This window comes from Streptomyces sp. DH12, assembly GCF_020873895.1.
GTDB lineage: Bacteria > Actinomycetota > Actinomycetes > Streptomycetales > Streptomycetaceae > Streptomyces.
In genome coordinates this window covers 124,451-149,290 of sequence record NZ_JAHWGT010000001.1, presented here as the reverse complement: position 1 = coordinate 149,290, position 24,840 = coordinate 124,451, and the positions used below count along the sequence as shown (strand labels likewise).

19 protein-coding genes and 1 pseudogene are annotated in these 24,840 nt (G+C 77.3%); 7 read left to right on the top strand and 13 right to left on the bottom strand.

The annotated features are described in order from the left end of the window. Nucleotides 1-4: 4 nt before the first annotated feature. Genes LPA54_RS00700 through LPA54_RS00690 form a run of 3 tightly spaced genes read right to left on the bottom strand, consistent with a single transcriptional unit; the run spans nucleotide 5 to nucleotide 7,202 of the window. Nucleotides 5-1,195: an AAA family ATPase gene (locus tag LPA54_RS00700; RefSeq protein WP_228973060.1), complete on the bottom strand. Its 1,191-nt coding sequence runs from the start codon at nucleotides 1,193-1,195 to the stop codon at nucleotides 5-7. Then, nucleotides 1,192-6,351 carry a hypothetical protein gene (locus tag LPA54_RS00695; RefSeq protein ID WP_228973059.1) on the bottom strand — a complete coding sequence of 1,720 codons (5,160 nt, stop codon included), beginning with the start codon at nucleotides 6,349-6,351 and terminating at the stop codon, nucleotides 1,192-1,194. Before LPA54_RS00695 ends, LPA54_RS00700 begins: the two co-directional genes overlap by 4 nt. Then, nucleotides 6,348-7,202: a DUF4132 domain-containing protein gene (locus tag LPA54_RS00690; protein ID WP_228973058.1), complete on the bottom strand. Its 855-nt coding sequence runs from the start codon at nucleotides 7,200-7,202 to the stop codon at nucleotides 6,348-6,350. Before LPA54_RS00690 ends, LPA54_RS00695 begins: the two co-directional genes overlap by 4 nt. A gap of 313 nt (nucleotides 7,203-7,515) precedes the next feature. Between LPA54_RS00690 and LPA54_RS00685 the strand changes: the two genes are divergently transcribed. Beyond that, a complete protein-coding gene (locus LPA54_RS00685) occupies nucleotides 7,516-8,733 on the top strand; it encodes a glycosyltransferase (protein ID WP_228973253.1) in 1,218 nt (405 codons plus the stop codon). Between the two features lie 107 nt (nucleotides 8,734-8,840). On the opposite strand, the gene LPA54_RS00680 is transcribed toward LPA54_RS00685, so the two are convergent. After that, nucleotides 8,841-9,116: a helix-turn-helix domain-containing protein gene (locus tag LPA54_RS00680; RefSeq protein ID WP_228973057.1), complete on the bottom strand. Its 276-nt coding sequence runs from the start codon at nucleotides 9,114-9,116 to the stop codon at nucleotides 8,841-8,843. A gap of 57 nt (nucleotides 9,117-9,173) precedes the next feature. Here LPA54_RS00680 and map point away from each other — a divergent pair, with 57 nt between their 5' ends. After that, entirely contained in the window at nucleotides 9,174-9,941 is a 768-nt protein-coding gene (gene map, locus LPA54_RS00675; protein ID WP_228973056.1) for a type I methionyl aminopeptidase, read from the top strand. Nucleotides 9,942-9,974: 33 nt separating this feature from the next. Here map and LPA54_RS00670 read toward each other — a convergent pair whose 3' ends face one another. The 4 genes and pseudogenes from LPA54_RS00670 to LPA54_RS00655 all read right to left on the bottom strand — a co-directional run bounded on the left by LPA54_RS00670 (nucleotide 9,975) and on the right by LPA54_RS00655 (nucleotide 13,837). Then, nucleotides 9,975-10,958, bottom strand: a complete 984-nt coding sequence (locus tag LPA54_RS00670; RefSeq protein ID WP_228973055.1) for a DUF5995 family protein — start codon at nucleotides 10,956-10,958, stop codon at nucleotides 9,975-9,977. 174 nt (nucleotides 10,959-11,132) lie between these two features. After that, entirely contained in the window at nucleotides 11,133-12,059 is a 927-nt protein-coding gene (locus tag LPA54_RS00665; protein ID WP_228973054.1) for an aminoglycoside phosphotransferase family protein, read from the bottom strand. Between the two features lie 378 nt (nucleotides 12,060-12,437). Continuing rightward, nucleotides 12,438-13,364, bottom strand: a pseudogene (ppk2, locus tag LPA54_RS00660) (polyphosphate kinase 2); the annotation flags it as partial. 305 nt (nucleotides 13,365-13,669) lie between these two features. Next, complete coding sequence (locus LPA54_RS00655) at nucleotides 13,670-13,837, bottom strand: hypothetical protein (protein ID WP_228973053.1); 168 nt, start codon at nucleotides 13,835-13,837, stop codon at nucleotides 13,670-13,672. Between the two features lie 476 nt (nucleotides 13,838-14,313). On the opposite strand from LPA54_RS00655, the gene LPA54_RS00650 reads away from it, so the two are divergent. After that, nucleotides 14,314-14,880, top strand: coding sequence for a hypothetical protein (locus tag LPA54_RS00650; RefSeq protein ID WP_228973052.1), 567 nt, complete (start codon nucleotides 14,314-14,316; stop codon nucleotides 14,878-14,880). A 29-nt stretch (nucleotides 14,881-14,909) separates the two neighbouring features. Here LPA54_RS00650 and LPA54_RS00645 read toward each other — a convergent pair whose 3' ends face one another. Both LPA54_RS00645 and LPA54_RS00640 read right to left on the bottom strand, forming a co-directional pair. Further along, nucleotides 14,910-15,437 (bottom strand): hypothetical protein, encoded by a 528-nt coding sequence (locus tag LPA54_RS00645; RefSeq protein ID WP_228973051.1) that lies wholly within the window; start codon nucleotides 15,435-15,437, stop codon nucleotides 14,910-14,912. 145 nt (nucleotides 15,438-15,582) lie between these two features. Beyond that, nucleotides 15,583-16,167, bottom strand: coding sequence for an HdeD family acid-resistance protein (locus tag LPA54_RS00640; protein ID WP_228973050.1), 585 nt, complete (start codon nucleotides 16,165-16,167; stop codon nucleotides 15,583-15,585). Nucleotides 16,168-16,492: 325 nt separating this feature from the next. Between LPA54_RS00640 and LPA54_RS00635 the strand changes: the two genes are divergently transcribed. After that, nucleotides 16,493-18,985, top strand: a complete 2,493-nt coding sequence (locus LPA54_RS00635) for an SCO7613 C-terminal domain-containing membrane protein (protein WP_228973049.1) — start codon at nucleotides 16,493-16,495, stop codon at nucleotides 18,983-18,985. Between the two features lie 83 nt (nucleotides 18,986-19,068). Here the strand turns inward: LPA54_RS00635 and LPA54_RS00630 are convergent, their stop codons facing one another. Further along, nucleotides 19,069-19,392 carry a hypothetical protein gene (locus tag LPA54_RS00630; protein WP_228973048.1) on the bottom strand — a complete coding sequence of 108 codons (324 nt, stop codon included), beginning with the start codon at nucleotides 19,390-19,392 and terminating at the stop codon, nucleotides 19,069-19,071. Between the two features lie 496 nt (nucleotides 19,393-19,888). Then, on the bottom strand, nucleotides 19,889-20,434 hold the full coding sequence (locus LPA54_RS00625; protein ID WP_228973047.1) for a hypothetical protein: 546 nt from the start codon (nucleotides 20,432-20,434) through the stop codon (nucleotides 19,889-19,891). Between the two features lie 340 nt (nucleotides 20,435-20,774). Here LPA54_RS00625 and LPA54_RS00620 point away from each other — a divergent pair, with 340 nt between their 5' ends. After that, nucleotides 20,775-21,704, top strand: coding sequence for a YihY/virulence factor BrkB family protein (locus LPA54_RS00620; protein ID WP_228973046.1), 930 nt, complete (start codon nucleotides 20,775-20,777; stop codon nucleotides 21,702-21,704). Here LPA54_RS00620 and LPA54_RS00615 read toward each other — a convergent pair. Next, nucleotides 21,673-22,425, bottom strand: a complete 753-nt coding sequence (locus LPA54_RS00615) for a sigma-70 family RNA polymerase sigma factor (protein ID WP_228973045.1) — start codon at nucleotides 22,423-22,425, stop codon at nucleotides 21,673-21,675. The genes LPA54_RS00620 and LPA54_RS00615 overlap by 32 nt on opposite strands. A gap of 162 nt (nucleotides 22,426-22,587) precedes the next feature. On the opposite strand from LPA54_RS00615, the gene LPA54_RS00610 reads away from it, so the two are divergent. Both LPA54_RS00610 and LPA54_RS00605 read left to right on the top strand, forming a co-directional pair. After that, nucleotides 22,588-23,589 (top strand): MerR family transcriptional regulator, encoded by a 1,002-nt coding sequence (locus LPA54_RS00610; protein WP_228973044.1) that lies wholly within the window; start codon nucleotides 22,588-22,590, stop codon nucleotides 23,587-23,589. A gap of 216 nt (nucleotides 23,590-23,805) precedes the next feature. Beyond that, entirely contained in the window at nucleotides 23,806-24,612 is an 807-nt protein-coding gene (locus tag LPA54_RS00605; protein ID WP_228973043.1) for an FAD-dependent oxidoreductase, read from the top strand. The last annotated feature ends 228 nt before the right edge of the window (nucleotides 24,613-24,840 follow it).

Sequence of the window (24,840 nt, the reverse complement as noted above, 5' to 3'; positions counted from 1 at the left end):
GCTGTCAGCCCTCCAGGACGGCGCGCAGGTCCCACAGGGTGCGCCAGGTGGCGGAGCCCTGTTCGGCGCGGCGCCGCACGGGGCCGTCCCAGTACCCCAGCAGCCGGGCCGCGTCGGCGGGGTCGTCCTTGCGGACGACGCCCAGCAGGTGGCCGGGGAGGAGGCCGAGGACGTCCCGGTCGCCCGGGAAGTACGCCGCGGCGAGGCCGAGCGCACCCGCGACGGAGACGGCCTCGGCGGTGCTCATCACGGTCGAGGGGCGCTCCACCTCCCACCCCTCGGACGACCGGCCCTCCCGCAGGTCGCGGAAGGCGGTGACGAGGGCCTCCAGGACGGTGTCGTCGACGTGGAAGGCCGCTCCGGCGCGCTCGACCGCGGCCCGGGACTGCCGGCGGACCAGCGCGGTCTCCGCTTCGAGGTCGCCGATGGGGCCGACGGTCTCGAAGTTGAAGCGGCGCTTGAGGGCGGCGGACATCTCGGAGACGCCCTTGTCGCGCAGGTTGGCGGTGGCGATGACGTTGAAGCCGGGCGCGGCGTGGGCCAGGGCGTCTTCGGTGCCGGCCAGTTCGGGGACGGAGAGGCGTCGTTCAGAGAGGAGGGACACCAGGGAGTCCTGCACCTCGGGCAGGCAGCGGGTGACCTCCTCGACCCGGGCGATGGCGCCGCGGCGCATCGCCGTGAGCACGGGCGAGGGGACGAGCGCGTGGCGGCTGGGGCCCTGGGCGAGGAGGAGGGCGTAGTTCCACCCGTACCTGAGCTGGTCCTCGGTGGTGCCCGCGGTGCCCTGGACGACGAGTCCGCTGGTGCCGCACACGGCGGCGGAGAGCAGCTCGGACAGCATCGACTTGGCCGTGCCGGGCTCGCCGACGAGCAGCAGGCCGCGCTCCCCGGCGAGGGTGACGACGCACCGCTCGACGAGGGCGCGGTCGCCGACGAACTTTCCCTCGACGACGAGGCGGCGCGGTACGCCCTCGGGGGCGGGGGCGTCGTCGGGGAGGCGCAGGGTCCGCCCGTCGCTGCCCATGACGAAGGTGACGGCGGCGCGCGGGGTGAGCCGCCAGGCGGGCGGGCGCGGTCCGTCGTCGTAGGCGGCGAGGAAGGCCAGTTCCGTGGCGTGGCGCTCCTCCGGCGGGACGATCTGCCGGCCGCCGGGGGTGGCGCGGGGGGTGGAGGGGGTGGTGGCGGTGGTGCTCATCGGCGGCGGCCCTTCCGGGTGGCTCGGGTGGTCAGTTCCTCGTAGGCGGGTGCGTCGCCGGCGCGTACGCGGTCCCAGGCGCGGGCGAACAGTTCGGGCACCGGCAGCAGGGGCAGCACGCGGGTCCCTTCGCGTACCGGGTACAGCCCCTCCTTCCAGGTCTCCAGCGGCAGGGCCGGGGCCTTCAGGTCGCGCCAGCCGCAGGGCAGGAAGAGGGTGCGGCCGGCACGGGCCCTCTTGGCCTCGACGACGAGGTCGGTCGCGGCGAGTTCGGCACGCGCCTCCCTGATCCGGGCGGGCCGCAGGCCGGTCCAGCGCGCGCAGTTGCGGTCCGTGGGGTCGGGCAGGGCGAGGAGCTGGAGGTACAGCGCCGCCGCGTCCTCGCTCAGGCCGTGGTGCGCGGCGACCTCGGCGACGAGCGCCGGGGCGCTGACGGTCGGGTCCTGGGCGTGGCCGGCGGGGCACCCGTCGGCGGCGCCGGCGGCGAGGGTGCGGGCCAGGTCGTCGCCGAGGACGGTCCGCAGGGCGTGCAGGGCGCTGCCGGCCCGCGCGCCGACGAGCCCCTCCAGCAGGCCGAGGACGGGGTCGTCCGACCCGGTGAGGGCGGCCGGGCGCAGCAGTACGGCTTCGGTGTCGCCGTACCAGGGGCGCAGGACGAGGGCGTCGCCGACGGGCGTGAGGCCGCGGGCGTCGGTGCCGCCGACGGGCGCGAGCCCGTACGCCTTGCGGATCCCGACGGCCGTGGCCGTTCCCTTCTCCGTCCACGACACGTGCGGGTCGAGGAGGAGTCCGGGGTCGGCGAGGCGGCCGCGCAGGGCGGCGAGGCCGGCGGGCAGCGCGGTGCGCAGCGGGTGGCCGTACGGCAGGTGGTAGGCGAGCGCGGCCAGGGTGTGGACGGCTCCCGTCAGGTGGCCGGGGGCGGGCAGGGCGGCGGGGTCGTCGGGGACGAGGTCGCCGTCGGCGTCGGGCCGTTGGACGGTGGTGCGGCTCAGCCAGGGTGTGCGCCCGGGGCCGAGCACGGCTTCCGCCGTGCCGGGCTGGACGTCGGGCAGTTCGGCGGCGACGTCCTCCGGGAGGCGGACGCGGGAGCCGAGGCGCGCCGCCCACTGGTGGGCGGCCGCGGCCGTGTCGGGGCCCGCCGTCCACAGCTCCTCGGGGTCCTGCGGGAGGAGGGCGGCGACGAGCGCGGCCCGGTCGGCCTCGTCCACCGTCCGCAGCAGCTGGCCGCCGAGCGCGTACTGGCGGGTCTTCAGCCCCGTGACGGCCGACGTCTCCGCGGTCGGCCGCTGCGGCAGCCCGGCGAGCAGGAGGGTGGCCTGTACGGGGCCGAGGCCGGGCGCGCACGCGTCGGTGAGGGCGGTGACCGCGTCGTCCCGCCAGGGGGCGGGGCCCTTGTCGCGGACCAGTCGGGTGACGGTGGTGAGCAGTTCGGCGGGGCAGTCGGGGGTGCGGTCGGTCTCCTCCCGCAGCGTGAAGTGCGCGACCGCGCCGAACACGCCGGAGGGGTCGTGGTCGAGGGCGAGCCAGGAGACCCGCTCGCGGCGGTCGTCGCGTCCCTCGGAGGCGAGGATCACCACGGTCCTGCCGTCGCGGCGCAGGACCTGCCCGACGCGCTGCTGGTGGTCGTGCTTCTCGCTGAGGACCACCTCCCGCAGCCGGCCGGTGGGCGCGGCGAGGGGGCCTTCGGTGAGGGCGTCGAACAGCAGGAGGAGCGCGCGGCGTTCGTCGTCGGGCAGGGCGGGCGAGGTGGCACGGTAGGCCAGGGGGCGCAGGGCGGTGAGGAAGGGCGGCCAGTGGGCGCCCATGGCGGGGGCGGTGTGCGCGTCGCCGCGCCAGCCGCCGTCGAGGGCGTTGAGGCGTTCGGCGCCGGGCAGCGGCCTGCCGTCGGCGGGCCTGCCGGACAGGACGTGGTTGACGGCGTGGACCTGGCGCAGGGCGCTCCAGCGCCGGTCGCTCCCCCACCAGGAGTACCGGTGTTCGACGGTGAGGCCCGTGGTGGCGCGGCGGAGCGTCTCGTCGTCGCCGCTCTCGGGGCTGACGTGGGCGAACATCTCGGTCGTCCCGGGTCCGGCCTTGCGGGGGGTGTCGGGCGTGGCGTACGCCGTGGCGGCCTCGGCGTGCCGGACGGCGGCGCGGACGACCGCCGTGACGCCGATGAGCAGCCGCTCGTCGGTGAGCGCGGGCAGGGCCCGCGCCACGGCGAGGCGGGCGACGTCCTCGGCGGTCGGCCCGGTGGTGGCGGCGCGGTCGGCGCCGGTGGCCGCGGTGGCCGCCGCCCGGTGCTCGGCCAGGGCGCGGGCGGTGGTGGTCAGCAGCTCCGCCGCCCGCTCGTCGGTGAGGGCGCGCAGGGCGCGGGAGCCGTGCTCGTCGCGGGGCCGCAGCGCGTGCCAGAAGGCGACGGGCGGGACGTACCGGGTGCCGGCGGCGAACTCCCCACCCGGCTTGCCCGGGGTGACGCGGCCCAGCTCGGCGGTGCCGGGCCCCGGTTCGGCGGTGCCGGGGCCGCCGCCGGGGAGGAGGACGACGCCGCTGCGGGTGAGCGCGACGACGGGCGCGGCACCGCCCGGCAGGCGCAGCGCGCCGAGCGGGGTGGGGGCGGTGCCGTCGGGTCCGGCGGTGAGGGTGACGGTCCGGCCGTCGGGGGTGCCGGTGGTGGTGCGGGTGCCGGCTCCCTCGCCCTCGGTGCGGACCCAGCGGCCGAGGACGGTGCCGTCGGTTCCGAAGGGGCTGTTCTCCAGACCGGGCTGGAGGGGCAGCAGCTCGCAGGCGTCCTGGAGGAGCCGCGCGTCGTCGCGGATGCCGGACCGCAGGAAGGCGGGGAGCGAGGCGCGGCCGTGTGTGCCGGTCGCGGGGTCGTACTCCAGCCACACGGCCCGGCCCGACTGCCGGCCCTGGCGCCAGTACCCGGTGCCGTCGCCGAGGACGGGGCGTCCGGGCGGCAGGGCCGTGTCACCGGCGTGCAGGGCCCGCCCGCCGGTGGCGCGGCCGCCACCGGGCAGCGGCAGGGAGGGCGTGCCGGTCCCGTCGTACCACCAGCGGGGAGAGAGGTTCTCGCCGCCGACGGTGAACACCTCGGTGGGCCGGTTCGACCAGTAGCCGAGCTGCTTGCCCTCGTGCCACCACACGACGAGGAGTTCGCCGTCGGTGTACCGGAAGTGGGGGCGGCGCCACCGGTCGGGGGCGCCGGGGATGCGCAGGTCGTGTTCGAGGAGCACCCCGTCGGGGCCGACGACGACGGCCCGGTCGCCGCGGGAGAGGACCAGCGCGGGCCACGCCTCGGTGACGTGGACGGTGTCGTCGTGGCCCTTCTTCGGGGCCTCGTCGAGCCGCCGCACGGCGTCGTCGAGCTCGGGCCAGCCCAGCTCGTCGAGGATGCCCGCGCGCAGGGTCCGGCCGAGGAGCGGCGCGGCCTCGTGGCGGGCGACGCGGGCGGTGGCGTCGGGGTTGACGCGCGCGGCGACGGAGCGGAACAGGCGGAGCCGGTTGAGCGCGGTGCGCGCGGCGGGCAGCCCCTCGGCGCCGTCGAGGGCGTCGGCCGCGCCGGCCAGCCAGTCGCGCAGGACGCCGCCGAGCACGGGGTGGGCGGCGACACCGTCGAGGATCTCCGGGGTCGGCCGGTTCTCGCCGAGGGCGCCGACCGCGCGGTGGAGCAGGTCGCGGAAGCGCGGGTCGGCGCCGAGGGCGGTCAGGTCGCGCCGTCCGGGGCCCTGGTCGGCGAGCCAACCGTCGAGGGGCAGGTGCGCGTCGGCGGGCGGGGTGGTGAGGGGGATGCCGGCGGCCACGCACAGGTCGAGCAGGTCGGGTTCGGCGCCGGAGCGCCAGCGGCCGGTGAAGAGGTCGACGGGACGACCGTCGGCGCGCAGCCGCGGCGCCATGCGGGCGACAAGGTCGAGGGTGGCCGCGGACCGGCGGGATGCCACGGCACCGTGCTTGCGGTGGGCGGCCCACCGGCTGAGCCACTCGGCCGGGTCCACCCGACCGTCGGCGCCGGCGGCCGGGTGGACCCGGCCGACTCCACCGGCCCCTCCGGCCCCGTCGCCCCGACCGGTCCCGCCGGTCTCCCCGGCCCCGCCGGTCTCCCCGGTCTCCCCGGTCCCGCCGGTCTCCCCGGTCTCCCCAGTCCCGCCGGTCTCCCCGGTCTCGCGGGTCTCGCCGGTGAGGAGGGTGTCCGCCCCCGTCTCCGCCAGCAGCCCCAGCCACCACTCGTCGTCCTCGACGCCGCTGCCGAGCTCCCTCGGAAGGATCTCCAGCAGCCTGGCCCTCACCTCGGGGCGCTGCCCGGCGAGAACGGCGAGAGCGGGCCGGTAGGTGGTCCAGAAGGTGCGTGGTGCGCGGACGACGGCGGGTGAGGCGACCAGGTCGGCGACGAGGGCGCACTCCTCGGCGACCCGGTCGAGCCCGGCCGCCCTGACGAGGGCGCGGGCGTCCTGCGGCAGCGAGGCGTACGGGGGCATGCCGGCGGCGCAGCGCTCGACGGCCAGCTGTCGGTACTGCGCCCACGCCTCGGCCGGTTCCAGCCGGTGGGCGAGGTCCTTGACGTGCTCCTTGAGGGCCTTGACCGTGAGCGCGCCGGCGAAGGCGAACTCCAGGAACACGGCCCGCTGCCGCTCCTCGTCGACGGCGAGGCGGTGCACCCGCTCCGCTTCGCGGGCCCTGCCGAAGAACGCGGCGGCGTACGTGGTGTTCTCGTGCCGGAGGAAGATGCGCGCGGCCTGCTCGTAGAAGGTCGGCAGGAAGTGCGGGACGGTGCGGCCCAGGCGCTCGCCGAGGGCCTCGAAGCCCTGCTTGGCGGCGCCGGCGCGGGACTTCGCCTGCCGGGCGAGCCGCTCGACGTCCTTCACCAGGGCGAGGGCGTGCCGCCCGTTCGCCGGGTCGTTGACGAGGGCCCAGGCGGGGAAGCCGAGCGTCTCGCGGCGGATCCGGCCGACCTCGGGGGTCTCCGGTTCACGGGCGAGGCCGAGGAACTCCAGGGCGAGGTCCTCCGCCTCACCGAGCGTGCCCGGGACGAGGCGGACGACGCGACGGTCGTCCAGCGCGGCGTGCGAGTAGGTGCGCACGGTGAGCGTGTCGGCGTCCTCGCGGCCGCTGCCGCCCGGCGGCAGGATCGCGCCCGACTCCAGCAGGGTGGCCTCGGTGGTGTGGTCGTGGGTGCTCATGCGGCACGCTCCTCGTCCTCGATGTCGCGTCCGGCGTGCAGCGCGGCCGCCATGCGCATCCCCTCCGACCAGGCGACGGGCCCGACCTGGCCCGCCCTCAGCGTCCGACCGGAGCGGTCCGTCCAGGTGAGGGGGCCGGTCTCGGTCTCCTCGTAGCCGTCGTAGTCGCCGATCCACACGCGGGCCTCGGTGAAGCGGCCGTCCTCCAGCACCGGGCAGACGGCGTGGCCGCCCCGCACCCGGTAGCCGAGCTGGGTGGCCCGGCCGTGCAGGAAGCGCAGCTCCTTGAAGGCGCCGCCCGCGTACGTGTCGACGCTGCCGCTTTCCGGGTCGTGGTCGGCCGGCCGGTGCCACACCTCGCGGAAGAGCTGTCCGACGCGCTGCTCGACCCCGAGCTCGACGGCGAACTCGCGCAGGTCCTCCAGGTCCTCCAGGAGGACCGGGTGCGGGACGCGGACCAGCGCGGGGCTGATGCGGACCGTTTCACCGTCGAGGTCGACCAGGCCCAGTCCGCGCCCGGGGGCGGCGTCCCGCAGGAACCCGGCCACCTCCCCGTCGTCCCCCGAGACGACGAGGTCGCGCAGGGCCGTCTGCCAGGCGGGGTCGGGCCACACCCGTTCGATCACGGCGAGGGGCACGGGCAGGGAGCGGACCATCCAGCGCTCCACGTCGTCCAGGCACCGGCGCTCGTGCCGCTCCAGCCATTCGACGAGCTGCCGCAGGCCGACCACGGCCGGGTCTTCGGCGATCTTGGCCGGTACGGACTTCAGCCGCCGTCCGGTCGCGTTGCGGCAGACGACCTTCCCGTCGTCGAGGGCGACTTCGTAGTCGCCCGCTGCCACCCACCCCATACGTGCCTCCCCAGCACCGTGCTGATCTTTCGAACCGGAACGCTAGGGGACGGCACTGACAACGCCGCCCCTGGGGGCGCGGCCCCCACCGGCCCCCACCAGTGCTGACGGGGTGTCACCCGCCGGTCCGGGGCCGCCGACACCGCCGGCCGCCCACGGCCGACCAGCCGCCGACGAGCGGGCCGGTGAGCCGCCGCGGCACCGGCGCCGGATCACCCTCCGAGCCGCCGCGCAACCGGGCGCGGCGGCACCGGCGGGCCCTCTGTGCCGCCGCGCCCGGGCGCGTCAGACTGACCCGGTGCGAATCGTGATGATGACCGCGGGGTCGCGGGGCGACGTGGCCCCGTACACGGGACTGGGCGCCGGGCTCGTACGGGCCGGGCACGAGGTGACGCTGGCCACGCACGCGGTGTTCGAGCCGTTGGTGGCCGGCTCGGGGGTGCGTTTCCACCCGCTGCCCGTGGATCCGCGGGCCGAGCTGCACTCCGAGCGGGGCCGTCGGCTGCACGAGGCGCGGACCGGCCCGGGGAAGCTGGTGCGCCTGGTGTCCATGGCGCGGGAGGCGGTCGCCGACCTGACGGCCGCGTTGGTGGAGGCGTCACGGAAGGGCGACGTCCTGCTGGTCGGTGGCGCGCTCGGACCGCTCGGGTACGCCATCGCCGACGGCCTGTCGGTGCCCGCTCTGGGACTGCACCTCCAACCGCTTCACCCCACTGGCGAGTTCCCCGCGTCGATACTCGGCACGCGGTCGCTGGGCACCGTGGGGAACCGGCTGAGCGGACGGGTCGTCACCACGTCGGTGGAGCTGGTCTTCGCCGACGCCCTCCGTACGGTGCGGCGGCGGCACGGACTGCCCGCGGTCGGGCGCGAGCGCGGCACCCGCACGCCGCGGCCGGTGCTGCACGGCTACAGCGAGCTGGTCGTCCCCCGCCCCCGCGACTGGCCCGCCGAGCTGCGGGTCGCCGGCTACTGGTGGCCCCACGAGACCGAGCGGCGGCTCCCGGAGGAACTGGAGGACTTCCTCGCCGCCGGGCCCGCCCCGGTCTTCGTCGGCTTGGGCAGCGCCACCGTGCCCGACGCGGAGCGGGTGAGCCGCGAGGTCGTCGGCGCGCTGCGCGCGGCCGGGCTGCGCGGGGTCGTCCAGCAGGGCTGGGCCGGGCTGGCCGCCGACGGCGACGACGTCCTGACGATCGGCGAGGTGCCCCACTCGCTGCTGTTCCCCAGGACGGCCGCCGTCGTCCACCACGCCGGGGCGGGGACGACCGGCGCCGTCCTGCGGGCAGGGGTGCCGACCGTACCCGTACCGGTCCAGTTCGACGCCGCCTTCTGGGCGTCCAGGCTGACCGCGCTGGGCACCGCCCCGGGGGCCGTACCGCTGCCCCGCCTCACCGCGGGCACCCTCGGCGCGGCCCTGCGCCGGGCGACGCGGGACGAGGCGCACCGGGTCCGGGCCCGGGAGCTGGCCGCGCGCCTGGCCGAGGAGGACGGCGTGGCACCGGTGCTCGCCGCGCTCGACCGCCTGCGGCGCTGACCCCCGCCCTGCCTCTGCCCCGCCCCTGCCCCTTGCCTCCGCCAACCGACCGCCGCCACGCCGACCGATGCTCGGCGACCCGTCGGCTGTCGGCCGTCGGCCGCCAGTCAGGCGGAGAGGGTCTGCTCCTCCTCCGGCATGTCCCGGGCGCACGCCGCCACCAGGTCGTCGAGGGAGACCCCGAGAGCCGTCGCCAGGGCCACGACGGTGAAGAACGCCGGAGTCGGCGCCCGCCCCGTCTCGATCTTGCGCAGGGTCTCCGCCGAGACCCCGGCCGCCGCGGCGACGTCCACCATGCTGCGCCCGCCGCGTGCTTCCCGGAGCAGAGCGCCGAACCGTTCCCCGCGCTGCCGTTCCCACCGGGTCAAAGGAGTCCTCACCATGACCGTGATACTAATACCGGTATAAGAATTGGCACCACAGGGGTGGGAGAACCGGACATGGTGGAGCTGAAGAGCGAGGCGGCAGTGGCGGCGATGCGCGAGGCGGGACGGGTCGTGGCCCGTGCGCTCGCCGCGGCCGAGGCGGCGGCCGTGGTGGGGGCGACCCCGCAGCAACTGGACGAGGCGGCCCGTGCGGTGCTGGCCGGCGCGGGGGCGCGCTCCCCGTTCCTCGGGTACCGGCCCTCCCACGCCCCCACGCCGTTCCCGGCCGTCATCTGCGCGTCCGTCAACGACGCCGTGGTGCACGGCATCCCGTCGCGGGACCGGCTGCGCGACGGGGACCTGGTCAGCGTCGACTGCGGCGCCCTGCTGGACGGCTGGGCGGCCGACGCGGCGGTCAGCTTCGTCGTCGGTACGCCGCGCCCCGCCGACCTGGCCCTGATCGACACCACCCGGCGCGCGCTCGACGCGGGCATCGCCGCGGCCGTACCGGGCAACCGGGTGGGCGACATCGCGCACGCCATCGGCGCCGTCGCGCGGGAGGCCGGGTACGGCGTGCCCGCGGACCTCGGCGGCCACGGCATCGGCCGGCGCATGCACGAGGACCCGCACGTACCCAACCGGGGCCGTCCCGGGCGCGGCTTCCCGCTGCGCCCCGGCGTGGTCCTCGCACTGGAGCCGATGTTCACGGCGGGCGGGCGCGACGAGTACGCCACGGACGGCGACGGCTGGACGCTGCGCACGGTCGACGGGAGCCGGGCCGCGCACGTCGAGCACACCGTCGCCGTCACGGCCGACGGCCCGCGCGTGCTCACCCTTCCCTGAGCGCGCCGGCGTTCCGCGCGGAGCCGTCCGGGCTCAGCCTCCGACGACAGCGGCGGCGGCGGACGGTACGCCTGCGGCCGCGCCGGCGACCGCGGGCGGGGTCGGGGCAAGGCCGTGTGCGGGGCGCGCCCGGCAGTACTCGTCCCGCACCGTCCGGTAGCCGGGCACGCTGGCAGTGCCCAGCAGCTGCGCCCACTGCGCGGCGTTCGTCTCGATCTTCCGGACGACGCGGTCGCGGGCCGCCTGGTCGGGGGCGGCGGCGAGCTGCGCCGCGTGCTCCCACGCCTGGGCGCGCCAGGTGCGGAACAGCTGCCCGGCGGTGAGGCCGGCGATGGGGTTCCAGCGGTCGTCGGCGAGGGCGACGAGCGGGTCGTAGCGGCGGGCGACGTCCTGGACGGCGGGCCCGTAGGCACGGTCCATGACGGCCTGGAAGCGGTCGTAGTCGGTCTTGCGGGAGCCCCCGTCGGGGCGGGTCAGGCCGAGGGCGGCGAGGACGTACGGCATGTCCCGCTGGATGTGCGCGTTGGCTCCGAGGAGCACGTCCTGCCCGGCGTTGACGTCGGCCGTGCGCGCCGCCTCGAACGCCGCGTGCCAGGCCGCCGGGACGGGTCGCCCCGCGCGGTCGGCCTCGTAGGCGTCGAGGTACAGGTTGACGAAGCCGGTGTTGAGGCTGCCGGCGAGCCATGACGGTTCGTCGAAGGCGCCGCCGTCTGCGACCGCTGTCTCCAGTGTGCGCTGGAGGTGGACGTAGATGGCGGAGAAGGGGGCGCGGTGGTCGCAGCCCAGCCGGTCCCGGACGGCCTCCAGGGTGCGGCGCGCCTCCCGGACGCAGCCGATGACCGGGCCGTGGCACGACAGGCGCCCGACCGGGGCGGCGGCCGGTGAGGCGATGGCCGGCGGGGCGGCGGGGCGCGTGGCGGCCGGTGGGGCGGCGGAGGCGGTGCCGCCGGTCAGGGCGATGACGCCCGCCATCGCGACAGCGGTGATCGTGCGGACTCCGTGCGGCCGACGGCCCATGGGTCGCCCCTCCTCGTTCCCGGCGGTGGTGGTGTCGCCTGCTGGAACGAGGCCGGCGCAGGGGCGGTTACGGCCGGTGGGGCCGCGTGGCGGCACGGGCCGCCGGTAGGAGGGAAAGGCGTCCGACGGCGGACGGGGCCCTGCGGCCGGGCGCCCGCGTCACGCGAGGGGCCGTCAGGGCCGGTGCAGGAGCCCGTCGGAGATGACGACCTCCGACGGGGTGAGCGCCCGCGCCCCGTCCTCGATGTCCCACAGGGCGTTCTGCAGCAGGCGGCCCAGGGTCCACGCGGCCGCGCGGTCGCGGTCCAGGCCGAGCGCGTCGGTGAGCAGGTCGAACCGGCGGCGTACCGCGCGAGCGGGGTCCGACGCCGCGGCCATGCGGTCCCACCGGCTGTCGAGGGCGGGCCACAACTCGAAGCCGGGGTCGCCGGCGAGCGGCTCGGGGTCGATGGCGAGCCACGGCTCGCGCTCGCCCGCGAGGACGTTGCCGTAGTGGAGGTCCCAGTGCAGCAGCCGGTCGCCGGGATCGCCGGCCGGCTCGGCGACCGCCGCCGCCCAGGTCCGCAGGAGCCGCCGGTCGGCCGCGTCGGTGAGGGCCCGCCGCGCGTCGGGTACGCGCTCCAGCATCGCGGCGACGACGTCTCCGAGCCCGCGCAGGTCGGGTGGCGCCGGGACCGAGACGAGCCGGGCGAGGAGCCCGCCGAGGACGCCGAGGGCGGTGTCGTCGTCCTCGACGGTCTCCAGCGTGCGGGTGTGGTCGAGGCGCTCCAGCAGCTGGGCGCCGGTGCCCGGGTCGTGGTCGAGGAGGCGGACCGCGCCGTCGCCGTCCCAGAGGCGCAGTCCGGTCACAGCGGCGGCGGCCCCCTCGCCCGGGGGTCGGAACTTCAGCACGCCGCGTGTCCCGTCACGGCGCAGGGCCACCGGCAGCACCAGGGACGCCTGCCCGGAGGCGACCTCCCCGTCCGGCGCGGCGTCCCACCGCCGCAGGGCCTCCGCGACCCGGCCCGGCAGCGACGCGAGCCACGCCCGCCCCGCCCCGCCGCCCCCGGCGTACGACGCGGCCAGCGCGTCGGGGACGCGGATGTCGGGGGGCGAGGGCATGGGGCCACCTCCGTCGGCTACGGGCTGCCCCCGCACAGTAGCCGCGAACCCCGGGGCGGCCCACGGCTTTTCCACGGAGGGACGGCGGGGGGGGGCGGGCCCCGTCCGCGCCGCGACTGTCGATGTCCGCCGACCGGCGCCGCCGCCCGCGGCTCAGGAGTCCCTGGCCCCGCCCGCCGTACCGCCCGCACTGCCTGCCGCCCCGCCGGACCGCCCGCCCGCGCCCGGCCGATCATCCGGACCGCCTTCCGCCGGCGCCGGGCCGTCCGCCGGGCCGTCCGCCCGGCCGACGGTCGAGCCACCCGCCGGGCCCTCCGCCGGACCGCCCGCCGAATCGTCCCCCTGGGGGGAGCCGGGGTGGGAGCCGGGGTGGGCGCCGGGGTGGGCGCCGGGACGGCCGGCGGGGTGGGTGAGGGGCGTGGGCGAGAGGTTCGAGCTCTCCTCCCCCGCCTCCAGCAGGGTGTCCGCGGCGCCCACGATCAGCGGGTCCGGTTCGCCGAGGAGCTGCCCGTCCTTGCGGTCGTAGTCGAACCGCCACAGCAGGCTGCGCATCGCCTCCAGCCGGCCGCGACGCTTGTCGTTGTTCTTGACGACCGTCCACGGGGCGTGCGACGTGTCGGTGGCGCGGAACATCTCGACCTTGGCCGCCGTGTAGTCGTCCCAGCGGTCCAGCGACTCCAGGTCCACCGGCGACAGCTTCCACTGGCGCACCGGGTCCACCTGCCGGATCGCGAACCGTGTGCGCTGTTCGGCCCGGGAGACGGAGAACCAGAACTTGACCAGCAGGATGCCGTCCTCGACGAGCATCCGCTCGAAGACGGGGCACTGCCGCAGGAACAGCTCGTACTGCTCGTCGGTGCAGAAGCCCATGACGCGCTCGACGCCGGCCCGGTTGTACCAGGACCGGTCGAAGAAGACGATCTCACCGGCGGCGGGCAGGTGCGCCACGTACCGCTGGAAGTACCACTGGCCGGCCTCCTTCTCGGTGGGCTTGTCCAGGGCGACCACGCGGGCGCCGCGCGGGTTGAGCCGCTCCGTGAAACGCTGGATCGTCCCGCCCTTGCCGGCCGCGTCACGGCCCTCGCACAGGACGACCAGGCGCTGCCCGGTGTCCTTCACCCACCGTTGCAGCTTCAGCATCTCGATCTGGAGGACGCGCTTGCGCTGCTCGTAGGCGCCGCGCCGGATCTTCGTCGCGTACGGGTAGTTCTCCCGCCAGGTCTCGATGGACGCGCCGGAGCCGTCGAGCAGGATGGGCTGCTCCGGCCTGCTGGTGTCGACGGTGAGCCCGTCGAGCAGCTCCATCGACCGGTCCTGGTCTTCCTCGCTGTCGTTCACACTCCCCACCTTCCCCGGATCGCCGCGGAATCGCCCACGGACCGCTCCCGGGCGCGCCTCGACGGACGCGGGGCGGGGGCGGGGCGGGTACGGCCGGCGGTGGGGGGCCGGCGGGGACGGCGTACGGCTGCGGCCGGTGCCGCTGAGACCGACGCCCCGGGCGTGGGGAAGCGGGTGTCACGAGGGGTGGCCGGCGCGGCGTCGGCGGCGGCCGTCGGCGGGCCCCCGGCCGCACGCGGACACCGCGGCCCCGGGGGCGGTCCGGGCAGCCCTCAGGGCGCGTGGGGGCGGTAGTGCTGGCCGGTGGCGGGGGGCTGCGGGCCCGTCGCGATCAGCCGGCCGAGGTCCCGGCGTATCCGCTCGGCCTCACCGCGCACCTCCTGGGGGACGTCACCTCTCTCCGCGACGAGCCGGCTGTAGATCGGGGTCTCCTGGAACACAGGCTGACTCTGCTTTCTGGTTGGCCTCTACTGCTGCTGGCAAGGGTGGGCGTGCACATGGCACACCCTGACGGCAGCTTAGAGGGAAGCGCTGACAGCGGGTCAGGGCAACGAGAGATAACGCACACCACGCGCCACTCCACACGCGGCGGGGGGAGAGAGCCGTCGCCCCCGGGCACGCACCCGGTACGAGCGCCCGGGCGATGTCGCATACGGGCGCGGAGCGGACGGCCGGGACGAGGAAGGCTCCGCCGGGTCGGTCCGTCATCCCCAGACGGAGTGCGTACTCATGCGAAAGGACCTCTGAGTCCGGGCGGTCGGCATCCGCTCACCGGGGCGGCCGGGCGGGCCGCCGCCCGGTCGCCCCCTGCTCGCGCGGTTCCGGGTGCGACGGAACGGGCATGCCGTACGCGTCCCGGCCCTACGATGGTCGGCACGGCCCGCCGGTCGGGCCCTCGCACACCTCGGGAGGCCCCGTGACGACGCCCATGGACGCTGGGAAGTGGCCGCCGAGCTACCCCCCGAGGACACCACCGCCGCCGAAGCGGCCGGTGGAGCCGCCACGCCCCGACCCGAAGGGCGACGCGGGCGACGCCGTCGCCACGCGCTCGCGTCTCCGCGCCAGGATCGCCAACCGCCGCGCGGGCAACTGGACGTACGACACCGCACCGTGGGCCTCGTCCTCGTCGCCGTCGAAGGCCGGTGACGACGTGCTGTCCCGGCTCCGGGCGTGGGGCTACCACCTGCCGGACGACCACCCCGTGGTGGCCCTGACGGCGCGGTTGGTGCGGGCCGCGGTGGCCGACGGGGGCCGCCGCGCGAGCGTCCACCTCGCCGACGAGGAGCAGGACCGCCAGGTCGTCGTCCTCGTCCTCTCCCACCGGCCCGGCCCGGCGCCCGACGGCTCCGGGCGGCCCGGTGACACGACACCCGACGACGGGGGGCTGTTGCAGGAACTCGCCGTTCTCGGGGCGAGTTCGTGCGGGACGGAGACCGACCGCGACGGCGGCGGCCGCCGCCGCTGGGCACTCGTCGCCCTCTGAGCGGACGGCGCCGCCCGCCGGACGGGGGTCTACCTCCGGGCGGGCAGCACGGCGGCCAGGGCGGCGAGGAGGGCGGCGCGGTCGTGTGTGGCGATGGAGAGTTCCTCGCCGCCGCGCGTGGTGAGGACGACGATGTCCATGCCCAGCGGGACGCCCCACCCGCCGCCGACGAGGCGGGGCGCGCCCCGGTCCGCCGCGCGCAGCCCCGGGACCGGAGCGTCGACGGCCTGTGCGGAGGCGGCGTAGCGGGCCGTCGCGCCGGGCGTCGGTTCCCGTAGCGCCGCGTGTACCGACGCCGGGTCGATGTCGGCCAGCGCGAGCCGTTCACGGCCGACGCGCAGGACGCCGGCGTCCCCGTCGACGGCGACGCGGTGGTAGATCGCCTTCGACAGGGGTACCGCGAGGCACGGCAGGAGCACCAGCAGGAAGGCGGCGGAGACGATCAGCCACAGGCCCAGGTCGTCCGGGAGGGTGTCGATGCCGAGGTTGACGACCAAGGCGAGGTAGATGCCGACGGAGATGACCGTCCAGGTCTTGGGAAGTCGCTCTCGGTACACGCGGTGCCTTTCGGGCTCTCGGGGGCGGGCGGTGGCCCGCGGGGGCGTGAGGCGACCCTATGCGCGCCGCCCCCGGGGGAGGTGGGCCGCCCCCGGTGGGACCGTCGGCCCGACCAGCGGTGGTGAAGAGTGGTGGATCATCGGGTCAGGCGCGGCCGGGCTGGTGTGCGTGGTGGGCGCGGTGGCGCGGGGTGCCCGTGTGCCGGGCGGCGGTGTGCAGGCGCCAGGCCGCCGTACCGATCAGCGCGCCGGTGATGAGGGCGTACACGCCGATCACCTGGGCCACCGCGACCGCGCCGATGTCGGGCCGGAGCCACAGCAGTACCCCCGCGACGACGGACGCGGCGCCAGCCAGGGCGAGCGCCCACTCGTGCCGCAGTTCGCGGTGGAAGCGCACGGCCGCCCAGATCTCGGCGGCGCCGGTGACGACCGCCCACACGCCGACGAGGGTGGTGAGCACCAGGGCGGTGACGCCCGGCCAGGCCAGGGCCACCAGGCCCGTGACGACGCCGAGACCGCCGGCCAGGGCGTGGAGCGCGCGGTGCCGGCGGTCGTCGTGCCGCCGGAAGACGTCCACGAGCATGGCGATGCCGTCCACCAGCGCGTAGGCACCGAAGAGCAGGGCCAGGGCCACCACCGTCACACCCGGCCACATCACCGCCAGGAGCCCGAAGAGGAGCGCGGCCGCGGCCCGCAGGGCCAGCGTCCAGGTCAGTCGCCGAGTCGCCATTCGTGCACGTCCCTTCCGTCGGCCCGGCACCGTCCGGGCGTGTGCAGCCCCGCCTACCCGCGCGCGGTCGGTGATCACCTCATCGACGGAGCCGGACGGGGGCCGGGGCCGGTGAGCGGGCGGCCGGGGCCCGAGCGGGGCGGGCGGCCGGGGCCCGGGAGACGAGGGACGGGGGGGCGGGGGACGGTCAGGAAGCTGGGGGCGAAGGGGGTGCTCGAGTCGCTCTCATCGGCGGCCAGTCGCGCTCCCGGGCTGCGGAAGAGGTCCTGGGATCTGAGTACGTGGGCTCATGTCCGGCGCGGTCGGCGGGGGGACACTCCCAGCCATGACGACGCTTCCGCCCCCGGCCGAGGAACTGCGGCTCATCGACACCGAGCTGCGGCACCTCGACGCCCGCCGTGCCGTCCTGCTGCGGCGCCGCGAGTGGCTGGTCCACACGTTGCGCGCGGCCGCCGCCCAGCAGCCCGCCCCGGGGCCCGGGCACCCACCGCCGGCGTGGCCCGTCGGCGCCGGCGCCGGTACCGCCGCCCGTCGGCCGGAGGCCGCGGAACCGAGTGTGCAGAACGTGCTGCTGCTCCTCGGCGGGATCCTGCTGACGATCGCCGCGGCCGCGTTCACCCTGGTCAGCTGGGGCCACCTGGGCGTCGCCGGGCGGGCGCTGGTGCTCGGTGCGGTGACGGTGGCGGCGCTCGGCGCGCCGGTGGTACTGCTGCGGCGCGGACTCGGCTCGACCGCGGAGGCGGTGGCGGGTCTCGGGCTGGCGCTGACCGTCCTCGACGCCTACGCGCTGCGCGAGGCCGCGTTCGCCGGCACGGACGGCCTGGGATACGCGGCCGCCGCGTCGGCGGTCCTGGCCGGGACGTGGACCGCGTACGGCCTGGGCGCGGGCGTGCCGGCGCCGCCCGCGCGGGACGGCGCGGGGCGGACGGGCGGAACGGGGCGGGTGGTGCTCCGGCTGCCGCTCCCCCTGGCCGTGGCGGTCGCGCAACTCCCCCTGCTGCTCTGGGCGCTCGCCGCCGGGGCGGGCCCGTACACGCTCACGGCCGCCTTGTTGGTGACCGCTGCCGCCGACACCGCCGTCGCCCTGCGGGCGGCGCTCCCCTCGGTCCGGGTCGTCGCCTCGGTCGGAGCGTGCGCCCTGGGCGCCGGGGGTGTCCTGTCGGCGGGGTGGCTCTGCTGGGGCGCCGCGACGCCGGGCTCCGCCGGCCGGGCGGCGGCTCTCCTGGCCCTGGCCGCGGCGATCGCCTTGGCCGGGGCCCGGTTCGACCCGAGGCGGGCGGTCGCCACCGGTTCCGCCCTGGTCGGGGGTCTGTGCCTGGTCGCCGGGGCGGGCGGGGTGTTGCGGGCGTCGGTGCCCGGGGAGTGGACGGTGCCGGGGTGCCTGGCCTGCGCGGTCGCCATGAGCGCGGTCGTGCGGACGCGCCTGCCCGAGCCCGTGCGCCACGGTCTGGCGGGGGCTTCGCTGGCCGTCCAGGGTCTCGCGGTGCTGTGGACGGTGCCCCTGGTGGCCGGCACGCTCGTCGGTCCGGTGGCATGGGTGGGGCGGATCTGGTCCGGGGCGCCGTCGGGCACCCGGGTCGCCGTGCTCGCCGGGGCGCCCTGGCATCCGTACGCGGCGACCGTTCCGCTCGTTCTCGCCGCGGTGGCCGGTGTCTCCGCGGTGGCCGGGCGCGGGGCGTCCTGGCGTCCGGCGGCCGCGGTGGGTTCGCTCGTCCTGGGGTGGGCGGCGGCGTTCGTCCTCCCGGCGGTGCTCGCACTCCCCTACGCCGTGGGGCTGGTGGCGCAGGGCGCCTTGACGGTGGCGGCGCTGGCCTTCGCCGAGGGGGCGCGCCGCCGCTGCGTCGAGGCGGCCGGCCGCTCGGCGTCGCACCTCGCGGCGGTGGTGCTGGCCCTGGTCACCTCGCTCCACCTGGCGCTCCTGTCGCTGGCCTCGCAGCCCGCGACAGTGGGTGTACTGGCGGCGCTCACGGTCCTGTTCGGCGCGGCGAGTCTCCTGCGGGGGCGAGGGCTCGCCGTGTTCACGGCGCCCGCCTCGCTGGGGTACGCCGCGGCACTGGCGTGCGCGGTCGGCGCGTCCGCCGGATGGCAGCCGCAGTACACCGCGCTGCTGGTCCTCGTCGTCCCGGCCGCCGGGGCGGTGGTCGCGGCGCGTACCGGCGGCGCCGCCGCGACCGTCGCCGTCGAGGCGACCGCGGCGGTCGGGCTGCTGCTCGCGTCCGTCCTGGCCGTGGCCGATCCGCCGATGCTGGCCCTGGTGCTCTCGCTCGGCGGGGTCATCGCGGCGGGCACGGCGCTGCGGCCGGAGCGGCGGCCGAGCGGCTACCTGGCCGCCGGCCTGTTCCTGCTGGCGGCCTGGACACGTCTGGCGGCCTGGGACGTCACCGTCCCGGAGGCCTACACCCTGCCGGTGACCGCGCCGGCGCTGGTCGTCGGGTACCTGCGCCGGCGCCGCGACCCGGCGGTGTCGTCCTGGACCGCGTACGGCGCCGGGCTGGCCGTCACCCTGCTGCCGAGCCTCCTCGCGGCGTGGGACGACCGGCACTGGCTGCGCCCCCTGCTGCTCGGCACCGCGGCGCTGGCCGTCACACTGGTGGGCGCCCGGCACCGGCTGCGGGCGCCGCTGGTCCTGGGCGGGAGCGTGCTGGCGCTGGTGGCGCTGCACGAACTCGCCCCGTACGCGGCCCAGATCGTCGGGGCGCTCCCCCGCTGGGTGCTTCCCGCGCTCGCCGGTCTGCTGCTGCTCGCCCTGGGCGCCACCTACGAGCAGCGGCTGCGCGACGCGCGGCGCGTGCGCGAGGTGTTCGGGCGGTTCCGCTAGCCGCCGACCTCTTCGGCAGCCGGCCGGGGGCTCGGCGCAGGGGCTTGGCCGGGGGCTTGGCCGGGGGCTTGGCGCGGGGCGCCTCAGCGACGCGGGGGGCGGCGGGACGCCGCGGCCTGCTGCCTGAACGTGACGGCGAGGCTCATCGCCGCCAGTACGACGACCAGGGTCAGACCGAACGTGCCCTCGCCCACCTCGCCGTCCGCGAGCACTCTGACGATGTGGGGCAGGGCGGCCAGTGCGGCGCCGCCGGTGAGCAGCCACGGCGGGAGAACGGTCTCCCCTGGCCGGTCGGGATCGAAGTGGAACACCGCTTTCCCTACGGCGCCGGCGATCACCAGCGCGATGACCGCGACCGGGTACCACCATCCGTCGGCGGCGGAGTCGAGCAGGCCCCTTGCGTCCACCGTGCGCCTCCCCGTTGTCGGCTCGGGGGAGCCTGCCCCGGGGGCGTGCGGGGTAGTCCCCCGCTCCCTGCGGATCGACGTGCGGCGGGGTGCCCGGCGGCACCGGCCGTGGACGGCAGCCGAAAGGGGCACGCCCCTCCCCCGACGCGCCGCACAGACGTTCCCTCGGCCACTGCCGCGCGTGGCGGCACGGGAGGCGGCCCGCGACCGCCCGGTCACCGGCCCGAACGGGGCTCCCGGGTGACGCGCGGTGGGCGCCCCGGCCGCGGGTCCGTCCCGGCCCGGGCAGGCGTCAGGCCCCGCCACGACGGGGGAACCGTGGCGGGGCCTCGCACCCCGTCTGCCCGGGCTCCGCGGTAATACACCTGTTCTCTCTCCATCGGTGGAATACCGGCCGGAACTCACCGCCGGAGGGGCGCGTACCGGGTCGGGGCCCGCCTCGGCCGGGAGTCCCGGGACGGCCGCCCCGCCCCGGAGGGGTACCCGTGAGCCGTGGTCAGGCGGGGCGGGACGGTCCGCCGGCGCCGTCCAGTTCGGCGAGCAGCGCCCTCGCCTCGCTCCGCACCCGGGGCACGTCGACGTCGTCGCAGACCACTTCGAGTCCGAGCGCGGTCGATCCGGGCCCGCCGGGCAGCGCGTAGTACGACTGGTAGGCGAAGAAGCCGCGCAGCTCCTCCTCCGGGTCCCGGCCGATCCACAGGGTGGCGTACCGGGTCTCCTCCGCCGGACCGCCCAGCAGTGTCCTCCGGACGGTCTCCGAGAAGACCAACCGCCGTTCGTACGGGGCAGGCTCAGGCGGCAGGTCGAGCACCGCCCGCGCGAACTCCGCGACGTGCTCGAGCCCGTCGAAGGCGAGGGTCTCGCTGAAGTCGGGCGACCCGGCCAGGAGGACCCAGCGCCACAGGTGCTCCGGAGCCCCCGGATCCGACTCGTGGGCGGCGGACCCCTGCGCCAGGGACTCACGGGCGACGGACAGGACGGAAGGTCCCCGCCCTGTCGGCCCGTCCTGCCAGGCGTGGGTGAAGACCTGTTCGAAACGCACCGTGTGCTCCCTCGTATGTACGCGTACCGCCGCACCGCGGGGCGGGTGAAGGAGGCCGGCGGCCGGGTGTGGAGCGGCGTCCTCCGCGAGGCTGCGGCGGTGCGCCGTCCCCGTGCCACGACCCGCCGCGGCCCCGACCCTACCCGGGGCGCCGCCCGCCTCGTACGCGCTTTCGGCGGGCGCCGGCCGCAGGGCGCCCGCCCGGCCCGGAGCCGGGGCGGGGCCCGGAGCCGGGGCGGGGTCGCTCGGGCGCGCGGGTGGCGTAGGGCGGGTGGCTCGTTCCGGTGCCGGTCGGCGGTGCGGCGCCCCGCGCCGGGCGGGCGCGGGTAAGCGATGTCCCATGTGGTGGTTCCACCGGATGCACGGCTCCTTCCGCGGCTCGGCCGCCGGTCGCGGCTGGCGGCGCGGCAAGAGCCTGGAGTTGATGCACCGGGCGACGGGCTTCGCCGCGCTCGGTCTGCTCACCCTCGTCCCCCTGCTGATCGTGGTCGCCGCGGCGGACCCGGCGAACGGGCAGGGCTTCGCCGAGTGGCTGGCGGAGGGGCTGGGGGTGGCCGAGGCGTCCCGGGACGAGGTCGAGCGGCTCTTCGCGCCGCCCCGCACGGCGTTGGAGTCGACGACGGGCTTCGGCCTCGCGGCGCTCGCCGGCTTCGGCCTGACGTTCGGCGGTGTGGTGCAGACGGGGTACGAGAAGGTCTGGGAACTGCCGGCGGCCCGCTGGCACACGATGTGGCGCCACCTCGTGTGGCTGGCCGCCCTCATCGGGTACCTGCTGCTCTCGTCGCACATCGCGGCCCGCCCGTCCGACGCCGGGGACCTGACCTGGCGGGTGGCAGTCGCCACGATCAGCGCGTGGCTGTTCTTCTGGTGGTCGCAGCGCCTGCTGCTGGGCGGGCGGGTCCCGTGGGGGGCGCTGCTGCCGGGGGCGATCGCCACGGTCGTCGGGCTGGCCGGGCTGTGGGTCTTCTCGCACCTGGTGTTCTCGCCGCTGATCGCCTCGAACGCCGTCGCGTACGGCCCGGTGGGCACGGTGCTGGTCATCCAGTCGTGGCTGGTGGGCGTCGGTTTCGTCGTCTTCGGCGGGGCGCTCGTGGGGCGGTTGCTGTACGAGGAGCGCTGGCTGCTGGGCCGCTGGGCGCGGGGCGCCGTACGGCGAGCGGTACGGCGGCCCGGACGGCGGCGACCGCCGGTCGGACGAGCGGGCCGGGGCCGCCCGCGCGGCCGGACGGTGGATCGGCCTACGACGCGTCGGCGGTGGCGGTCGCGGTGACGGCCGAGGAGGCGGCGGGTCCGTCGGACCGCCCGATCCGGCGGCGCAGTACGTGCAGGCCCCTGCGGGCGTGGCTCTTCACCGTGCCCAGCGGCATGCCGGTGCGCCGGGCGATCTGCGTCTGCGTCAGGTCCTCGTAGAAGGCGAGACGCAGGACCTGCCGCTGCCGCTTCGGCAGCCGGGACAGTTCACCGGCGAGGACGACGCGGTCCAGTACGCCGTCGGCCGCGGCCTCCTCCCGCAGCGGGGCGGAGGCATCGCAGAGCCGGGCGGCGGCCTCGGCGAGCCGGAGGCGACGGGTCCGCGCGGCGAGGGCGTCGACGGTCTTGCGGCGGGTGATGCCGACGAGCCAGGCGCCGAGCGCCCCGCGCTCGGGGTGGAACCCGGCCCGCCCGTGCCAGGCCGCGACGAAGACCTGCTGGGTGACGTCCTCGGCCTCGCGCGCGTCACCCAGCGAGCGGGTGGCCATCGCCTGGACGAGCGGGCTCCACCGCCGGTATATCGCGGCGAAGGCGGCCTCGTCCGACGCGAGAAGGCCCCGGGCCAACCGCTCCTCGGCCCACGTCTCCCGGTCCCACGTCTCCTCGGCCGGGGCCGGTTCGGCCGGGATCTCCTCGGCCGGGGCCGGTTCGACCGCGGTCCGTTCGGCCGGGGCCTGTCCGGCCGGGATCCTCTCGGCCGGGGGGAGCAGGCGGTCCGCCGGGCGCGTGATCGTGCTCATGGTCTCTCTCCTCCAACCGGACGGCGTGCGCGGGACGGGGAAGCCGCGTGCGGGAAGGGCAGCACCGACGGGCCCGCGCGCCGGAACCTGCGCGTTCCCCCAGTCTTGGACGCACAAACGACGCATGCAACGTGCGTCGCTTGTGCGTCGTATCCTGGCGTGGTGAGCGAGGACGACCACCTGGACCAGGGGAGGGGCGGCGGGCTGACCACCGGTGAGGTGGCGCGGCGCCTGGGCGTAGCACCGACCACGGTGCGCTCCTGGGACCGCCGTTACGGGCTCGGCCCCGACGCGCACACCGGCGGCAGGCACCGCCGCTGGACACCCGCGGACGTGGCCCGGCTGGAGCGGATGTGCGCCCTGACGGCGACCGGTCTGCCGCCCGCCGAGGCGGCGCGCCTGGCGCGCACGGGCATGGGGGCGGAGCCCGCGCCGCCGCCCGGGCGCCGCGCGGCCCGCGCGGGGGGCCGGGTCCGTACGGGCCTCCAGCTCGGCGGGGCCCGACAGGAGTGCAGAGGGCTCGCCCGGGCGGCGCTGCGCCTCGACGCCGTGGCGCTGGACGAACTGCTCTCCGCGGCCATCGCCGAGCACGGACTGGTGACCGCGTGGACGGAGGTGATCATGCCGACGCTCCAGGCGGTGGGCCGCAAGTGGGAGGGCTCGGGCGAGAAGTACGTGGAGGTCGAGCACTTCCTGTCCTGGCACGTGTCCGGTGCCCTGCGCCGTTGCGCCCCCGCCCCGCCGGCCGCCGGCGGCCGGCCCGGCTCCACCGTCCTGCTCGCCTGCGTCCCCGGGGAGAACCACACCCTGCCCCTGGAGGTGCTGACCGCCGCGCTCGCCGAACGCGGCGTTCCGGTGCGGATGTTCGGGGCCGCCCTGCCCGTGGAGGCGCTGGTCGAGGCGGTACGCAGGACCGGCCCGGCGGCTGTCGGCCTGTGGGCCCAGTCCCGTACGACCGCGAGCCGGCCCCTCGCGCAGCACGTCGCGGCGATGGAGTGGGGTGTGCGGGGCGCCCGCAGGCAGCCCGCCGTCCTGACGCTCGGCCCGGGGTGGGCCGGGGGGCAGGCGGTGCCGGGGCTGCCGCGCCCGCCGGGGCTGGCGGAGGCCCTGGCCGCGCTGGGGGCGGCGCGGCCGGGCGACCCCCGACAGGGCGTCACCCGATGAGGTCACCGCCGTGGCGGCTCCTGGCGTCGGCGTCCGCGGCGTGGTCCGCTGGACCGCCCTGCCGGACCCGTCCGGGTCGGCGGGAGGTCCCCGGGCCACTCCGCGCCGCCGCGCCGGCCGCCCGCGGGGCGGGGCCGCACGGCACCGCCGGCCGGGCGGAAGGCCGCGGTCGGGCGGAAGGCCGCGCCGACGCCCACCGGTGGACGGAGGAGACGGATGACGAGGGATCAGCGGGAGGGCGCGGCGGACGCGGTGGTCGTCGGCGCGGGACTCGCGGGACTCGCCTGCGCCCTGGACCTGTGCCGGTCGGGGCGGCGCGTCACGCTGCTGGAGGCGTCGGACGGGGTGGGTCGCAGCATGGCGCGCGGCACCCTGTGCCTGTCCGCCGACGGCATCGGGGCCGTACCGGCGATGCTCGCGGCCGGGCTGCCCGAGGGGGCCTTGCGCCTGGAGACCCCCGTCGCCGCCGTCACCGACGAGTGGGTGCTCCTGGCCGACGGCACGGAACGGCCGGCCGGCCGCGTGGTCGTCGCCACCGACGCCGCCACCGCGGCCCGCCTCCTGCCCGGCCTGCGGATCCCGGGCAGCCGCACGGTCACCACCTACCACCACGCGGCCGACGCCCCGCCTCTTCGCGAGCCGACCCTCGTGGTGGACGCGACCCTGGCAGTCCTCAACACCTGCGTGCTCACCGAGGTCAGCCCCACGTACGCTCCGCCCGGCACGGCCCTGGTCTCCACCTCCGAGGCGGGCGGGGGGCCGCCCGGCGGGGAATCCGCGGTGCGGCGCCGCCTCGCCGAGCTGTACGCCACGGACACCGTCGCGTGGCGGGAGGTCGCCGCGTACACGGTCGACGGCGCGCTGCCCGCGATGACGCCGCCCTGGCCGCTGAGCCGTACGACGCGCTTCGCGCCGGGCCGGTACGTGGCCGGGGACCACCGGGCGACGGGATCGGCGCAGGGCGCGCTCGCCTCGGGTGCCCGGGCCGCGCGGGAGGTCCTCGCGGACCTGGCGGGCGGATGACCGCGGCGAGAGCCCGTCCCCGGCGCATCCGGCGGCGGGTGGCCGGCCGAAGAGGGGACGTCAGCGGGATCCGGGGCAGGGAGCGGGGCATGGAGTCGGGCATGGACGTCGACGGAACGCGCGGGCCGGCACGGGCGACCGGAGTGGCACCGGCACCGGCACAGCGGGCCGTGCCGGCGGGGCGCCGGGGCCGGGTGCCGTGCTGACGGCGCGCCGCACACCCGCCGG